This window comes from Mesorhizobium sp. P2_D6, assembly GCF_056404315.1.
Window position 1 is genome coordinate 78,170 of record NZ_JBFUEG010000010.1, and the last position, 13,189, is coordinate 91,358.

The 13,189-nt window shown below is 59.3% G+C and carries 7 protein-coding genes and 1 tRNA gene; 4 read left to right on the forward strand and 4 right to left on the reverse strand.

Annotation, left to right across the window (positions count from 1 at the left end; all coding sequences use genetic code 11):
* Positions 1–13: 13 nt before the first annotated feature.
* Both AC1D1L_RS21435 and AC1D1L_RS21440 read right to left on the reverse strand, forming a co-directional pair.
* Positions 14–4,036: an NACHT domain-containing protein gene (locus AC1D1L_RS21435; RefSeq protein WP_477343447.1), complete on the reverse strand. Its 4,023-nt coding sequence runs from the start codon at positions 4,034–4,036 to the stop codon at positions 14–16.
* A 207-nt stretch (positions 4,037–4,243) separates the two neighbouring features.
* A complete protein-coding gene (locus tag AC1D1L_RS21440) occupies positions 4,244–7,978 on the reverse strand; it encodes an AAA family ATPase (protein ID WP_477343448.1) in 3,735 nt (1,244 codons plus the stop codon).
* A 135-nt stretch (positions 7,979–8,113) separates the two neighbouring features.
* Between AC1D1L_RS21440 and AC1D1L_RS21445 the strand changes: the two genes are divergently transcribed.
* The 4 genes from AC1D1L_RS21445 to AC1D1L_RS21460 all read left to right on the forward strand — a co-directional run bounded on the left by AC1D1L_RS21445 (position 8,114) and on the right by AC1D1L_RS21460 (position 11,526).
* The gene (locus AC1D1L_RS21445) at positions 8,114–8,692 is read left to right on the forward strand and encodes a poly-gamma-glutamate hydrolase family protein (RefSeq protein ID WP_477343450.1); all 579 of its coding nucleotides are present in this window, start codon (positions 8,114–8,116) and stop codon (positions 8,690–8,692) included.
* Between the two features lie 278 nt (positions 8,693–8,970).
* Positions 8,971–9,339: a DUF3489 domain-containing protein gene (locus AC1D1L_RS21450; protein ID WP_477343451.1), complete on the forward strand. Its 369-nt coding sequence runs from the start codon at positions 8,971–8,973 to the stop codon at positions 9,337–9,339.
* 4 nt (positions 9,340–9,343) lie between these two features.
* Positions 9,344–9,838, forward strand: coding sequence for a DUF2924 domain-containing protein (locus AC1D1L_RS21455; protein WP_477343452.1), 495 nt, complete (start codon positions 9,344–9,346; stop codon positions 9,836–9,838).
* The gene (locus tag AC1D1L_RS21460; RefSeq protein ID WP_477343453.1) at positions 9,835–11,526 is read left to right on the forward strand and encodes a recombinase family protein; all 1,692 of its coding nucleotides are present in this window, start codon (positions 9,835–9,837) and stop codon (positions 11,524–11,526) included. Before AC1D1L_RS21455 ends, AC1D1L_RS21460 begins: the two co-directional genes overlap by 4 nt.
* Before the next feature lie 241 nt (positions 11,527–11,767).
* Here the strand turns inward: AC1D1L_RS21460 and AC1D1L_RS21465 are convergent.
* Both AC1D1L_RS21465 and AC1D1L_RS21470 read right to left on the reverse strand, forming a co-directional pair.
* A tRNA-Arg gene (locus AC1D1L_RS21465) sits at positions 11,768–11,844 on the reverse strand.
* Between the two features lie 106 nt (positions 11,845–11,950).
* On the reverse strand, positions 11,951–13,114 hold the full coding sequence (locus AC1D1L_RS21470; RefSeq protein WP_477343454.1) for a M20 aminoacylase family protein: 1,164 nt from the start codon (positions 13,112–13,114) through the stop codon (positions 11,951–11,953).
* Between the last annotated feature and the right edge of the window lie 75 nt (positions 13,115–13,189).

The window sequence follows — 13,189 nt, forward strand, 5'->3', positions numbered from 1 at the left end:
TGACGTCCACCGATCAAATTTGCCCCGACGCATCGATGACAATGATCGCAATGCGATTTTTCGCATTCTCGGGAAGTAGCTTCTTCAGCATCCGTTCCAATTCATCCGCCGAAGTTGGGCGGCTCAGTCCTCTCGGCGGGGCAGGGATTGTTCCCGTCCTTTTGTCGCCAAACCAGAAGACGCAATAAATGCCAAAGCCTTTTGCCCCCGGGTCTGGCGTGTAAAAACGGTCCAACTGCTCCGTTGGTGCGGTCCATAGCCCAGCATTGCTATCGCGCTTTAGCTCGCAAAGAATCTTGTGAGTTGCAATCGACACGGCGATATCCGCCCGCTTGTCCCTGGCCATGTGCCCTTCGGGCTCGGCCGTAATGCTAAGCGCCTGAAGCGCAGGCCGCATCAATGTGAGGAGATCGTCCCGGCAGGCCTCTTCGGGGCGCGCGTTGGTCGGCTTGGCGTATGGGTCGAGATTCCAGAACTGCTTGTAGATATCGGTATTCTCTCGCTCGATACGCTTTTTCAAATCGAAGAGTTGAGCAACCAGCAGCGCGTGTAGATCGGCGACCGTTCCAGGCGCACCGTTTGACAGCGCGGCCACAGTTCGCGGCCAGTTCGGGCGATCATATTCAACATCACGCCGACGCTGGCGTTGGTTTGCAAGAGCGTGGAGAATATGCGGGCTGTACGAGGCCAAGTCCTTGTTCTCCGCCAGCCTTTCCAGCGCGTTCGTCGCGGCCTCGCTCGGCAGCGCCGAAATCATGTTAAAGAGCGTGCGACAATATTCAGCGGCGTCCCAAGGGTTTGTATCACCGCTCCATCCGCTGGAGGGGAGTGGCGCTTCCGGGAAGAGCGTTCCCGCCAACCGCGCCATGAATTCCAGTTGCGGCATCGAGAGTGCCGTTTCCGCGGGCTGCCCGCGATGCCGGAAACCACTCCGGTCACGCAGCTCGAAGACGAGCCCCGGGCGTACCTGTGCTGAAGCCTCGACCTTTTGCTCAAACCGGGCAGGGGAGATGAGATAGGCTGTCACTAGCCACATGCCGCGTTGCTGGTCATCGACGGCGACGGCACCCGAAATAACATTCTCCGCAAGCGCCAAAAGCTCCGTATGCGCCTCAGGCAGGTTTCCTACGGCATCCAGCATTTCACCAAGGCGAAAGGGGTTTGCGTTCGGGAAATCACCTAGCAGTTCAAGCGTAGTGTCTTTTCGATAGTGTTCAAAAGCTGCGCCGGTCAAAAGCTCGCTCAAGCCGTCGATGCCCTGGTCCCCGGATGACAGTCGCAGCCGCGCGACGGCAAGAAAAGCGTCGCGCGCCAGTTCGGGACGTCGTTCGAGCAGCGCCTCCTTCCATGGATGAGAAAGCCAGGTGACTGTGTTGTTCCGTTCATTGGCCACCGGGTTCGTGAGATCGAAAGCCAACATGCCCTTCAGAAAATCATCGGAGAGGTCCCCAAATCCTTCCCCGATAGCCCAGCGTTCGTTCAGCCCCGCGACCAGCGCATGCCACCATTCATAGTTCTGGTGCTTCGCGGTCAGCGCCATGATGTCAGCATATTTGGGCAAATCATTCCGGGACAGCGCAGCGCGCAGGCCAGCGAGTGCGGTTTCGGTGTGCTCTTCGCCGAGCCACGCCGCGATCCTGTCGCGGGGCTCCAGGTTTTGGTCCACATCATCGTACAAAGCGCAATAGATTTTCCCAACATGCGACAACCAGCCCAGATGTGCCCCGCTGCGGATGTTCTCGGCATCTTGCGCGAACTCACGGCGCTGCCGTTCACGGTCGCTGCTGTCGTTTCCTTCAGGCCTGCGGCCCCTGCGTCCCTCGAAATATCTGTCATATAACCGCGAGGCGGTGCAGCCGGCGCGTACCGGCTGTAGCCATGCCTTGGCGTCAGCTATGGTGTAGAGAATTTCGAACGCTATCGCGCCGATTGGTTGCTCCGCCTGATATGAGAGAGCGAAAGCCAATTCATAGAAAAAGTGCTGTCTTTCGCTGCCGTCATCTTCCGTTGCGATTTGATTGATCACCATATCGAGCAGCTCTTCGACAGAGAGCTGGTTCAACATGGCTTGCAGAAATTGCGAATAGCTTGTCCAGCGGTCATCGTCCGCGACAAATGTGCTCAAAAAACGCTTTGCTATAGCGCGGACCCGGTCGGGCGTTTCAGCCATCGCAGCCCGAAGATCCCGCGCGCGACTCTCACGCTCCATTCCTTTGAACAGGAGGCGCTTGTGTAGCCAACTCAAGTCCCGTGTCGCGTCAAAAACAGCAGGCCCGCGCCAAATGCGCACGAGGATGCGCGCAAAAAAAGAGCTCACCTCATAGGCTCTACGGTCGTAGCCGGTGTCATTATCTTGAGGCGCGTTGACGCCATCGAGTATGGACGGCAGATCGGCGAGCGGTGCGTTGTCGGCGAGACCCCACAACGAACCTGTAGCAAGCGTGTCTATTGCTACCAGCGTGTCGTTCACGAGTCGGGTAACGTCATCGTGGCCGAAGGGCTGTCCATAGAGGCGCTGAATGATTTCAGCACGAAGCCGCAGATCATTCGCCGAGTTTCCAAGCCCTTCCCGGAAGACGGCCACGATCGCGTTTTGTCCTTCCTCGCTAAGTCGCAGCAGCGCAAGCAAAGCATGTACCCGCTCCACATAGGGCGACGCCTTCCGCACAAGGATTGCAGCGAGGTCGGGCACCATCTCCTGGAGAGGTGTTCCCAGCTGAAGGGCATCGACCACCACCGAGCGGATTCCAAAACCGGCATCAGGGTCGCTCAAAACGGCGCGAAACTCTCCGATCATGTCGTGGCGCGCCAGAGCGCCGATGGAAGGCACCTCCCATCTCCCCGACCGAAACCACGGATTGGATTTGGAAAGCCGGCCAACGGCACGCACAAGTTCGGCGCAGGACGAAGGCGAGAGTGAAGCCGCATCGCCGTAGGTAAGGACACCATAAGGGTCTGTATCGATTAGTGCGTCGGTATGTTCTGGAAGATGCACCGCAAGCCACGCATGAAGGCCACGCAATTCCGGTGCGGGATGGCCGTCGACACCCATCAGTGCCATCACCCGGCCGAAAGGCAGTCCGTTGCGCACATGCTCGGCCAGAAAGGCAGCAGCCAGATATTCAGCCGTGGTGCGGTGTGCATAGTCCACTGTTTCGGGCTCTGGCCCTGCGACGAAGATCCTTCGACCCAATGCCGCTCGAGCCTTTACTGGATCGAGAAAGGTCAGGGACCGATAGCCTGGTATGTCCAGAGTTCCTTCCTGCTCAGTCAAGCCGATTGCCTCGACGTCAGCGATCAGGCGCGCTGCGCAGATTCCGCCGGCGGCATTGCGCAACTCCGCAGCGGAATAAACGCCGGCGCCTTTGCGTGCGCGATCCTTGTCGAACTCCCGAAGCATGAGCCCCGTTGATAGCTCGAAGAGCTCGCGGCGTGTCTTAGGCCATGAGCCCGTTTGCACTGCACGCCACAGCATGATGAGGTTTTGCGGATTCTCAAGAAAGTCATTGAGCCCGCGCGCCTCGGCTTCAGCAAGAAACGCATCCGCATCGCCCGGTTGCACGCCTTCCGCCGTGAGCACTCCGCGCTGTTCACCAGACGAAAGGTTCTGGAGCATAAGGACTGGCGGGGTACCCGCTTGTTCAAAATAGGGGCGAAAAGCGGCCAGATCGCTTTCCCCCAGCCAATCTGCGGCCCGGCATGAAATCCGAACCTTGGCCGGGGTCACTGCGAACAACTTCTCGACCACCGCGCCGACTGTGTCCAGGTCGCCGCGCCCCGCGCGCCTTTCATCGAGACCGTCAATAAAAAGCACCTTGCCGGTTAGTATGGCAGGCGGCGTTACGAGAAATGCCCGAGCCGTAATCAGCTTTGCGCCTTCGACCCCGGCCGCGTCCTCGAATAGATGGGATTTGCCTGCCCCAGGATCACCCAGAAGTACAAGGTTCGGCGCGCTTTCGAAATCCGAGAAAGGGCGAGGGCGCGCTTCTTCACGCTTGTCATAGGGGACGTTGGTTTGGCGAACGGTCCGGGTCATTCTCAGGCAATGATTGTAAAGGAAAGCATGAAGCTCGGTGTTTGCTGTATCGCTTGTCAAGCAACAGCGTTGATGACCGGAGGGTGCGGCTCCGAACGGTCACGATCTGACATCCGATCGGACTTTGACGGCAATAGACCCAACAGGTTCGGAAACGTTAACGCTTCATCATTTCGTGGGCACAGGGGGCGCATGCTTGTAGCGCCTCTACTCAGCGGCTCTATGAGCCATTCCATCGAGAATCTTCTCACCTGCGAGAGCGCGAATCTCGTCGGCGTAAAGAACTCCTCCCGGCGCGCCGGGATGGTCGCGAGAGGTCAAAACGCGATCTGCATAGCCGTGCCGTGCGTACCAGGCCTGCTTCCGTTCCCAGTCTTCACGGTATTTGCGCCGGTCCAGCATGCCCAGGTGTTCCCAATACCAGGTGCGCCCACCGGATTGGATTGTGAAATCAGGCAGGCAGTAATCAGTCGCGCTTGCGGGAGAGTACAGGCGCTGCTCATAAAGCGGCTCCAAACCCATGCCCTTCAAGACCTCGTAGACAATCACCTCACTCTTTGATCGCATGGGCGTGCCGTCCTGGGCCCGGTGAATCAACCCTTCTGGCCTATAGCGATCGGGCAACGTCAGGTCACTCGCAGTTTCGCCGATCAAGAGATCGAACATGTATGTGCTGCGCCGAGCCGTTTCCGAATACGCAGGGTTACGCAAACGATCGAGGATTGCAGTGTCCGTCTCAACAAGTACGATCATCTGCTCGCGAAAGCGTGTGAGCGCAGTGTATAGCAACTCGCGTGAGAGGGTGGCAGCCTTGCGGGGGAGGACAAGAACGGTGGCCCCGAAGTCGCTGCCCTGCGATTTGTGAACGGTAAGAGCGTATGCGAGCTCAAGACATTCCTCTACCTCCGGCTTTAGGTAGCGGTACTCGGCTTTCGGCTGCGTCGAGAATACGACGTATGCCTTGTCAGTTCGATCGATCTCCTGCTTCTTCCATGTTTGGGTCACGATTCCGATCTCGCCGTTGGCGACGAAACCTAGGCCCTTCGTGCCTTTCGGAAGCCATTTCGGCCTGTTTACGACCTGCATCACCTTATCGTGGATTACGATGCCCTGCTCCCCCATCGGACGGGGCCATACAGTGCGCGCGTCAGTCGCATTGGCTATCTCACCGCTACGGTAGCGGTCTTGGACGACCCGGTTGATCTCCGCGGCCCCGAACGCATGGATGCGAGTCGGGGTGAGGATCTGCCATGCCTCCGCACTCTTCCAATCCTTTTCCGCGATCCCGAGCGATCGATCGAAGCCGGCGCCATCGCCGGGAGCAATGCCGAGCATTGCAAGAGCTCGGTCGAGCTTCGCCATTAGGTCTTCGTGGTCGTTCCATGTGACAAGCGTCAGGTCACCGAGCGTCCCGCAGCGCGCAGCGCGTGCAATGATCTCGTCATCTCCAGGTCCGCTTTCGTCCCGGTAGCCATCCGCCAGCTGGAGGCCTGAGCTAACAACCTCCATACCGTCAACCTGGTGGACCCGCATGCACGTCCTCAGCTCGGCTATGCTTCCCGGGCGTTCTCGTCGCAGCCAGCGAATGATGTCGAGGAACGGACGTCCAGGGCCGATTGGGGGCAGTTGAAAGGGGTCGCCGACAAAAATGAGGCGCATGACAGCGCCTATTTTGATAGCGCGGAACAGCGCCGCAAGCAGTTCGACGGAAGGCATCGAACTCTCGTCGATGACAACAGTCGTATATGACAATTGTCCTTTCGCCGGCTTTTCGAGTATGCGCCAGTTGTTCCCCAGCATCCCGGTGTCCGACAGCACCTGGTGGATCGTCGATGCCGGGCGCTCGGACGCGGTCTGCAGGCGGACTCGGGCCTTGCCGGTCGGGGCGGCCAACAACGTGGCCCGTGGTCCCTCGATCTCGCGTAGCGTGCGCAGAAATGCCCGTAGGACCGACGTCTTACCGGTGCCAGCGCCGCCAGTGAGAACGCTTAGCCGGTTGCGGTAGAGGGTCTCGAGCGCGGCGACTTTCTCGTCGAGAGCTTCTCCCTCGCGTTCCGTTGCGGGCTCACCGAAACCGCCCTTTTCGGCTGGTCTCGTCAAGATTGTTTTCCAACTGGGTTCCTCCTTCGGGAGATCGGAAAGGAGCCCAACCTGTTTCTTGACCAAGTCGGCGATCTCTAGCTCGCATCGCCGTACGCTCTTCAGCGCGGCGATGCGCACTTCGGGGACGACGTCTGGATCAGGCTTGGCCGCACCAAGATCTTCCTCCAATTCGGCGAGTTCGTCGGAGAGGGCGGTCTCGGAGTCTGGCGTCATCTCGTCGCGGCGCCAAGTTTGCGGCGCCTCAATGGCCTTGAACCAGATAATTTGTTCGTGAAATTTGCGGTCCTCTAAACCCCAGGCGACCGCCGGGTCGGGTGCGCAACGTCGGGTCTCAGGGAAATATGCGGCAGTGCGCGTGATGAGGCTTTCGAAAGGAAGGATAGAGTCGCCCCCGTCGGCGGCGTCTCGGAGCACCGCCCGCATCACTGCGCGGACTCGGCGGCGGTCGTTGCGCGCAATGGGAGACTCGGCCCGGAATCGCGCGGCTTCGCCTTCCGGCAGCATGCCTTGGTCGATTACCTCGAGCCCAATCGGGGTGCTGACATCAGTCCCGCAATCCTGCTCGTATAGGCGGTAAGGATTTTCTATGATGGCTTCGTTGCTCGCCTCGATCCCGCGCTCCTTTCGCGCGGCAGCGTTGGCTATACCGGAGAACTGGTCCGAGGTGAGTTCGAACCGGATGAGCAGGTCGAGGAGTTGGCGAGACAGCTTCTGTTTCTGCCATTCGGCGGCGGCCCGCGCCAGACCTTCGGCGTGCTCCGGCTCTGGGACGGCGCGGCCCTCCAAAATACTCCTAAGATGCTCCCACGGATCACTTCCGTCGCGCTCAATCCGGCGCAGCACAGTCGCATGATATGCCACACCACGCTCATAGCCCAGGTGACGCAACAGGGCGCCAAGTCCGGGATAGCCGCCGCGCCCTGCCCAAACCTCATCCAGCGCGCCATTCAGCCATTCAAGCGTACCGGCCCAGTCGCCGCTCACGCCGCAACCGGCGGCTTGGTCCGCACGGAGGCGTTCCACCACCGAAATTATCGCGAGAAGGGCTGAGACAGCTTGCCCGTCGCTTAGGTGCTCGGCCACGTAGGAAAACGGCAACGACAGGTCGCGCGGAGGCCGGCAGGTGATCGCCTCCACGTTGAGACCTGCCGCGATGTACTCCTGGTATGGGATACGCACCCCCTGCTTCGGCCAGAGATGACTGATCCGGCGTGACCACACGGGGAAGCGGCCGGGCAGCTTGGGACTACGCCCGAAGTAGACGGGCTCGGCTACATCGCCAATGCGAGAGACGCCGACGATCAACCTGTTCGCCTCGTCGTCCACCGCGTTGCCCCGATTGCAGTAGAAAAACACTAGGGAAACTTTGCGTTTCAGCTTGCCCCAGAACCGTTCGAGCAACGCGCGCTGGCGGTCATCCTCCCTAACCCATGTGCCAGGCGTCGAAGACGGTCCGCGGATCATCAGGTTCTCGTCCTCGGAGATGTCGCGAAAGCTGCTTTCCAGCATCCAGCGATACGGCGTCGGGCAGAGTGAAAACGGCGGAAGTTCCTCATCTACTGAGGGCAGCCCGCGTCCCGGGACCGGATCTCTATGGCCGAGCATGTACGTCTCGCCTCCAAAGGCGTTCGTATCGCGCGAACACGGTGGGAGATATCCGGTGTCCGCTTTTAGCTGCGCGAGCGCGCAGCCTGGGTTCGGCCCCTCGAAGGTGAGGTCGCGCCCCTCGCGGACGTGCTCATGCTCCATACATCCAGCATTGAGCGCCGGGGCCTGACAGATGCGGCCGTTCCAACCTGAATCGTGCCAAGTAAGTCGTGCCGATAGATGGGTAGTCATTGTTGCTCGCTCCCCTAGGGATTCAGACTTACCCTTTTCGGAGCCTAGGCGCTATATGGGGAGTACTATGAACAGTGCTGCCCCCCAACGTTACTATCCCCTCGGCGAAAAGGTAAGCTACTTCAGGAGAGAGCAATGGCGCATGAGGACAAGTACGCCAGCTACGAAGAACTCTGTCAGAATGAAGAAGAAGGTATCGACTACCGCGTCACCGTCCGACCCGTCGCCGGAAGCGTGATCGCTATTGTGGCTCCGCATGGCGGCGGAATCGAATTCCTCACGGCAGAGCTTGCAGACTCCATTGCAGGTCCGGATCACAATTTCTACGCATTCAAAGGGATCAAAAAGACCGGCAATAGGGTCCTGCACATCACCTCACACCGGTTCAACGAGCCGCGGGCACTGACACTGATCGGGCCTTGCGAAAAGGTGCTCAGCGTTCATGGGCTCGCGGGAGATGCACCATCCTTGCAAGTCGGAGGACGAGATGTTGAATTGCGGGGCCGTGTTCATAAATCTTTGCGCGCTGCGGGTTTCGACAGCAATGTTGTGACGGAAGGCCAGTACGGCGGCATGGAGCAACAAAATATCTGCAATCGTGGAATTACCTGTGCAGGCGTGCAGCTCGAGATCAACGCCGGACTTCGACAAGCGTTGAAAGATGATGGCGGCGCCTACAGCGGATTCGTGCACGCGGCTCGCTCCGCGCTGTAGGGATCAAGTCCCCGATCTCGTTGCTCGTTTCGAAGTGGACTCCACTGCCGCCGGCTTTCGCAATGTCAGCTTCCGGCGAGGGAAAAAATTGCTTCTACGACCGGTAGACGCAAAGCGGTCACAGAAGAAATTCCTAGTTTCGCTGGACTTCGTTGGGACGGCAAGCGTTGCTGTCTAGACCGGGGAATGAAATCGCCTCGGCTCCAGGCCCGGCCAGTGCGGGCTCAAGTCAGTACAGGCACCGGATGGTCCGATGCCGGTATTGATGGAGAAAAGCAATGCGCGCTACTGATACTGACCAAGGCGAAAACGCTGGAATTGTGGAGCCTAAGAACCTTTCGCTCCAAGCCGTTGTAACGCCTCGGAGGCGTCTTCAGAAGGTGCCTGCCACTGATGCGGAACTTGCGAACAAGTCGAAGAACTCCAAACCTGCGGAAACCAAGACTGAGATGGTCCTGAAGAAGCTTCGGTTGGCCAAGGGTGCTGCGATCGAGGCCTTGGTGGAGGCGACCGGCTGGCAGCCTCATTCGGTGCGCGGGTTTCTGTCTGGAACAGTGAGGAAGAAGCTTAGCCTGCCACTTATCAGCGAAGTTGGCAAGGACGGTGTCCGGCGCTATCGGCTCGACAACAAGGCCAAGGCTGATTGAAGCCATGGCCATCGATGTAAAACTCGAACAGGAGGTCGCCGAGCTCGGCGACCTCTCTCGCGACGAACTCGCGACTCGATGGAACAAGACGTATGGATGCCCGCCGCCGAGTGGCGTGCGGCGCGAACTCCTGGTCAGAGCAGCAGCCTGGCATCTGCAGGCGAAGAGACTTGGAGGCTTTTCGGTCGAGACAAAGAGGAAACTAGCCCAGGCAATCCGACAGGCCGGCGTCAATGGATTGGGAATGGAGTTAGGCTCGGCGTCAGAGACGTCAAATGAGATGCATGGGGCTGCCAGGTATGCCGGCTCGGCGTTGAAGCCGCGTCAATCCCTATCGAAGGGTGCTCGGCTAATTCGCGATTGGAATGGCAAGGCCAACGTTGTCGACGTCCTGGCAGAAGGCTTTCTATTCGAGGGGAAGCTCTACCGCTCGCTCTCGGCCATCGCCCGCGAGATCACCGGCGCCCACTGGTCCGGTCCAAGGTTCTTCGGACTATGAGCTATCAGCAAAAACTGCGCTGCGCGGTCTACACGCGTAAATCCACCGAAGAGGGCCTTGAGCAGGAATTCAACTCACTTGATGCGCAGCGTGAAGCTTGCGTGGCCTTCATTGCCTCGCAGATCGGTCTGGGTTGGAAGCTCGTCCCCGACTTCTACGACGATGGCGGCATCTCAGGCGGTACGATGGAGAGGCCAGCGCTAAAACGCCTGCTTCAAGACATTCGTGACAGGCGAATCGATGTGGTGGTCGTGTACAAGATCGACAGGCTTACGCGCTCGCTGATGGACTTTTCCAAGATCGTTGAGACCTTCGATGCCCACAGCGTGTCCTTTGTTTCTGTTACACAGCAGTTCAACACAACGACGTCGATGGGCAGGCTGACGCTCAACGTGCTCCTCTCGTTCGCTCAGTTCGAGCGGGAAGTGACCGCAGAGCGTATCCGCGACAAGATCGCTGCATCCAGGAAGAAAGGAATATGGATGGGTGGCACCATTCCGCTCGGTTACCGTGCCGTTGCTAAGAAGTTGGTGGTCGATGGAGCGGCAGCGACAATCGTCCGGTCGATATTCCAGCGCTATCTGGAATTGAAGTCGGTCCTAGCGCTGGCCGATGAGCTCAATCAAAGCCAAGCTGTGGGCGAGGCCAACCCCCTTAGAGCTCCGGTGAGCCGCGGGAGGCTCTATCACCTGCTTTCAAACCCCGTTTACATCGGTCAGGCCCGTCACAAGGACGCATGCTACGAAGGCGCTCACCAGCCGATTGTAGACGCGGAATTGTTTGCGTCGGTTCAGGCGCTGTTGAAGGAGCAAGGGCCGAAACGCCGATCGCGATCGAATGCCGCGGATCTGCATCTGCTTACAGGCCTCGTCTTTGACGAGACCGGCGATCGGCTGAGTCCTGCCTATGCGAACAATCACGGCAAACGCTACCGCTACTACATCTCCAACCGGCTGAAGGTCGCAAGGCGCAAGGACGATACTGGCTGGCGAGTTCCGGCTGACGAATTGGAAGCTTTCGTCGACCAGCAGCTAATCGCTTTGCTCAAAGGCAAATCGCTGTTGGCCGAATGGATCGAGCGACACGCCTCTAAGGAGGCGATCGCGAGCGGGTTGAACGAGGCGGACGGGCTCTTGAGCGACTCGCCAGGACGTAAGGCAAAGCGTAGATCGATCGTCAAAAGTGCGGTCGTCAGGATAACGCTTTCGTCCCAGACGATTGAGCTCGAAATTAATCCTGCTGCTTTGGCGAGGGCGATCTCACTATCGGTGGGCGCCGATTTTGACACAAAAGACCGCCAGAAACCTGTCATCGCTGTGGAGACTCATAAGGTCACCGTCGCATGTCAGATTCAGAGGCGTGGAAATGAAGCACGCCTGATTATTGGGGATCAACCAAAGCGCGACAAGGCTCCTGACCCGAGCCTCGTCAACCTGCTGGCAAGGTCACACTCGATGTTGTCAGCACTGACGAATGGATCGGCTCGTAGCATCTCTGAACTCTCGAAAGTTACCGGCATCCATCGTGCTGACCTCAGCAAGGCCTTGCCGCTGGCCTTCCTGTCTCCGGCGATCGTGGACGACATTCTGGCGGGCAATCAACCTGTCAGTCTAACCGCTCGGCGACTCGCTCGACTCACCGATCTGCCAGTTGATTGGAACCTGCAGCAGTCCGTTCTAGGCTTTTAGTCACTGACGGTCCGCTCTGCTTTTCCATCCAGAGCGGGGCACATAGGCGATCTCTCTGCATCGACTACGAAAACAATAGGGCACGCAAGGCCGGTCACAAAGACGGGCCTTGAAAGCTCGGCGGAAACAGAGACGGGTTGCGCGGATCAGCCCTACTGTGCTGAGGCTGCTGTGGCTAACCCTCGGATAAGTCGACCGAATTTCGAGCCGGCCGATATGGGCTATATCTACAGTGACTGAATGGTGATCCCGACAGGAATCGAACCTGTGACCTACAGATTAGGAATCTGCCGCTCTATCCTACTGAGCTACGGGACCACGCGGCCAGACACATAGCCGCTTCGGACCGTTTCGCCAAGAGGCTCGCCGAAGGCAAATCAAGAGGCCGGCCGAAGGCAATCGACCGGCCTTTCGGCGGCATAGGTCAGGCGGCGAGCGCTGTTTCGGCCAGTTTCACCCAGTAGCTCATGCCGTGCGGGATGACTTCGTCGTTGAAGTCGTAGGCCGGGTGGTGGAGGCCGGCGGTCTCGCCATTGCCGATGAAGATGAAGGCGCCGGGCCGGGCTTCCAGCATGTAGGAGAAATCCTCGCCCCCCATCACCGGCTGGATGGCGCGGTGGACCTGGGTGTCGCCGGCGACACTCGCCGCGACATCGCTGGCAAAGACGGTTTCTTCCGGATTGTTGAAGGTCACGGGGTAGTTGGCGTCATAGTCGACAGTGATCGTCGCCCCGAAGGCGGTGGCGATGCCGTCGCAAATGGCGCGGATGCGCTCCTCCGACTTCTTGGCGATCTCCTTTTTCAGCGTGCGTACCGTGCCGGCGATTTCGGCGGTCTCGGGAATGACGTTATAGGCGTCGCCGGCGTGGAATTTGGTCACCGACACCACCACCGCCTCGACCGGATCGGTGCTGCGCGAGGCAACCGTCTGCAGGGCGCCGACAAGCTGGCTGGTGATGACGATCGGGTCGATCGTGCCGTGCGGCATCGCCGCATGGCCGCCGCGGCCCTTGACGGTGATGGTGAATTCGGCCGTCGCCGCCATGATCGGGCCTGGCCGGATGGCGAACTGGCCGACCGGCAGGCCCGGCATGTTGTGCATGCCGAACACCCTGGAAATGTCGAAACGCTCCATCATGCCGTCCTTGACCATCTCGTTGCCGCCGCCGCCGCCTTCTTCGGCCGGCTGGAAGATGACCGCCACCGAGCCGGCGAAATTGCGCGTTTCGGTCAGGTATTTGGCGGCTCCCAAAAGCATTGCGGTGTGGCCGTCATGGCCGCAGGCGTGCATTTTGCCGGGAACGGTCGAGGCATAGGGCTTGCCGGTGATCTCATTGATCGGCAGCGCGTCCATGTCGGCGCGCAGGCCTATGGTCGCGCCATCGCCCTTGCGGCCATGGATGATGCCGACGACGCCGGTCTTGCCGAGGCCCGTCACTACGTCGTCGCAGCCGAACTCCTTCAGCTTCTCGGTGACGAAGGCGGCGGTCTTGAAGACATCGAAATTCAGTTCTGGCGTCTGGTGCAGATGACGTCGCCAGCCGGCAACTTCATCCTGCATCTCGGCGGCGCGGTTGAGAATCGGCATATTGGTTCCATCTCGCTGTTGGAGCAGACGGTATGGCCTGCTGCTTTGCAATTGTGATTGACAGGCACTTTGCCA